At 63.1% G+C, this 3216-nt stretch carries 3 protein-coding genes; 2 read left to right on the forward strand and 1 reads right to left on the reverse strand.

Annotated features, from left to right (window positions below):
• The first annotated feature begins 117 nt into the window (after positions 1 to 117).
• Positions 118 to 672 carry a PaaI family thioesterase gene (locus tag ACODSO_RS29010; protein ID WP_032364186.1) on the forward strand — a complete coding sequence of 185 codons (555 nt, stop codon included), beginning with the start codon at positions 118 to 120 and terminating at the stop codon, positions 670 to 672.
• A gap of 16 nt (positions 673 to 688) precedes the next feature.
• On the opposite strand, the gene ACODSO_RS29015 is transcribed toward ACODSO_RS29010, so the two are convergent.
• Positions 689 to 2164, reverse strand: coding sequence for an MFS transporter (locus ACODSO_RS29015; RefSeq protein ID WP_371128951.1), 1476 nt, complete (start codon positions 2162 to 2164; stop codon positions 689 to 691).
• Positions 2165 to 2367: 203 nt separating this feature from the next.
• On the opposite strand from ACODSO_RS29015, the gene ACODSO_RS29020 reads away from it, so the two are divergent.
• Complete coding sequence (locus ACODSO_RS29020; protein WP_032364248.1) at positions 2368 to 3072, forward strand: TetR/AcrR family transcriptional regulator; 705 nt, start codon at positions 2368 to 2370, stop codon at positions 3070 to 3072.
• Positions 3073 to 3216 lie beyond the last annotated feature (144 nt).

Genomic DNA, 3216 nt, shown 5'->3' on the forward strand with positions numbered 1-3216 from the left:
GCGGTTCACTTCTGACATAGTGCAGTTTATCTATCGAAACTAACAGCGGTGCAGGCCGAGCGCACGATGACGCGACAGACTCGGCACAATTTTTTTTCACGACAGAGAGGTCCGACCATGAAAAGAGTTCCGGACGAGGTCAGCGGGTCGGCCGGCCCGGCTGTCGAGAACTGGGCGCGCTCGTTCTGGAGCACGAGTTTCGACTCGCCTGATCTACCGCCCCACCACCCCGACTGTCTTGGTTGTGGGCCGCAGAACCCGCACGGCCACGCCCTGTCGGTCCAGCGTGACGAGAACGGCGTGGTGGCTCACCATGTGTTCGATCAACGTCATGTCGGGGCACCCGGGATAGCACACGGAGGCGCGGTGGCGACCGTTCTCGACGATCTGTTCGGCTTCCTGCTCTACACAGTGGGTGAGCTCGCCGTGACGCGGCGTCTCGAGCTCGACTACCTGGCGCCGGTTCTGCTCGGCACTCCATACGTATTGCGTGCTGCCGTTCGGTCTCGTGATGGGCGCAAACTGGATCTCACGGCCACGATGGACGATGCGCAGGGCCGCTCGGTAGCCACCGCTACTGCCCTGTTCGTGGTGGTCGAGGTCGAACACTTCATGCAGTCCCAAGCCCGAGCCCAACTCCGGGCCACGGACACGAATCACACCGAAGAATAGACACCCTGGCCGACCTTCACCGACGTCCATCACCCGCGGTGGCTGTCGTACGGCTGCGTCTACCTGGCGCAAAGACGGCGAGGACGAGTGCCCCAGCGGCGGTCAGCGCCGCCAACGACAGTGTCGCCTGACCACTTCCGTGTACGAATGCGGCTCTGGCGAACTCGGCCAGCGGCTGACCAGCTGGTCCTGCGCGGTCGGCGACCTGTAACGCGGCGGCCAGAGAATCGGCCACCGGACCACGGGCAGGCTCGGGTAGCTGGGGCAGAGCCGGCTGAATGTGCTGAACGTAACCGGCCGCGAGCACGCTACCGGCTACCGCAATCCCAATCGCGGCACCGATTTCGCGAGCTGCGTCGTTGACCGCGGCAGCCACCCCGTGCTTGGCCTCAGGAGTGTCCGAGACGATGGCGAAAGTCGCAGGGGCGGTACACAACCCCAAACCCGCACTCATGATGAGCAAGGGCCACAGCAGGTCAGGGTAAGTCGCCGCGACGGTCAGTCTGCTCACCATCACCAGTCCCGCCGCGATGGTGAGCAGACCTACAGTGGTCATCACCCGCAGCCCAACAATGTTCGACAGCCAGGGTGCAATCACCGAGATCACGATGAGCGGCACGACCATAGGGGTCAACGCCAACGCGGCGGTGAGCGGTCCATAACCGAGAATCAACTGCAGATACTGCACCAACAGCAAGAACACCCCGAAGGTCACCAGAAATTGGATACAGACAGACAGCGCGCCGGCACCGAAACCACGGCGGGCGAACAACCGGACATCGAGTAGGGGTGCCGAGGAACGTAGTTCTACGACGACGAACACCGCAACCGCAAACAAGCCCACCGCAGTGCTGATGGCGACGAGCGAATCCGACCAGCCACGGGCCGGAACCTCGATCACAGCGAAGACGATCGCCCCGACCGCGACAACTACGGTCACCGCGCCCACCCAATCGACCGGTGGATGCTCCTGCTGGCGGGACTCCGCGATACTGCATGCCAACCCGGCCAGAACCGCTCCGGCGACGGTCAACCCGACGAACACCGAGGTCCACGACCACTGCTCGAGCAGCACACCAGCCCCGAGGATGCCCAGGACCGCCCCGGATCCAGCAACCCCGGCCCACACACCTACAGCGCGGCCGCGATGCGCCGGTGGAAATCCCGCGGTCAGTATCGACAGCGTCGAGGGCATGACCAGCGCCGCACCCGCCCCAGCCAACGCGCGAGCAGCGATCAGCCACGCCGGGTCGGCGAGAAACAAGGGCAATGCCGACGCGAAAGCGAACAACGCCAACCCCGCCACGAGCACCCCCCGGCGACCGTACCGGTCACCGATCGCACCGGCAGGCAGAACGAAGCACGCCAAAACCAACGTATAACCGTCGACTATCCAGGTCAGTTGGGCTTGCGTCGCCCCTGTCGCGACCGCGATCTGGGGCAACGCTGAATACAATGCTGCCATTGCGGCCACCACCAACGCGACTGCCATGCACGACACAATCAACATCCACCACTGGGCACCGCTCCATCGAGCGACGCTGGCAGAGTCGGATCTACGTTCGTTCAACGGCCAGCCTCCCAGTTCGAGACTGATCGTCTCGGTTCGAGACTATTAGTATCACAACTCTGCGGGTGTGACAGAATGATCAATCGAGGACATGTCTTGTCAGTCAAATGGAGCGGAGCCCGTTCATGGTCGACCCTCTCGTTGCAACCGAGGGCTCGGCCGACCCCCGGCTGGCGCGCTCACGTAACCGGTTACTCGAAGCGGCCGGTCAGCTGCTGTCCACCGGCGGTGTGGAGGCGGTCACCGTGGAGGCGGTCACCCGCATGTCGAAGGTTGCACGTGCCACTCTGTACCGACATTTCGGAAGTACCACTGACCTGCTCGCTGCAACCTTCGAGCGACTATTACCCCCAGTCGACACCGATATCGATACCGGTCCGCTACGTGAACGTCTGATTTCGTTGCTCACCACCCAAGCCGACCTCATCGACCAAGCTCCGGTGCAGATGACCACGCTGGCCTGGCTGGCAATGGGGCCCGTCAACAGCGGCGACGCCAGCCGGCGCGATCTCGATCCTGGCGCGGTGGTCTCGCTTCGGGCCCGTGTCATAGAGCAATACCGCAGGTCCCTGGATCAGATCCTGACGGCGCCTGACGCTCGCGCTGTGCTCGGCGAGATCGACACCACCTTCGCCCTCATTCAGCTCCTCGGACCGATAGTGTTCGCTCGCCTCACAGGACTGCGCCACATCCACGCCGACGACTGCATCCAAATCGTCGACAACTTTCTCGCCGCCCATGCCGCAAGTGTCCGATCGAGCACTTCGCGCGACAACAGCCGTCCATGGCCGGCCGCGGCGCTAGACCCGCAGCTCACCGACGGCCAGTAAAACTTGATGGGAAATTTCACCATCAATGCGCTATCCAGTCAGGGATCGCAGCGCTCACTGGATAAGGCCGGACGTGTGCTCGAGAACTCGGAGTTGCACTGCAGTGCACTTCTGACATCGTGCAGCCGTCTTCTGAAACTGACA

The sequence above is a fragment of the Rhodococcus sp. FG69 genome (genome assembly GCF_057808915.1).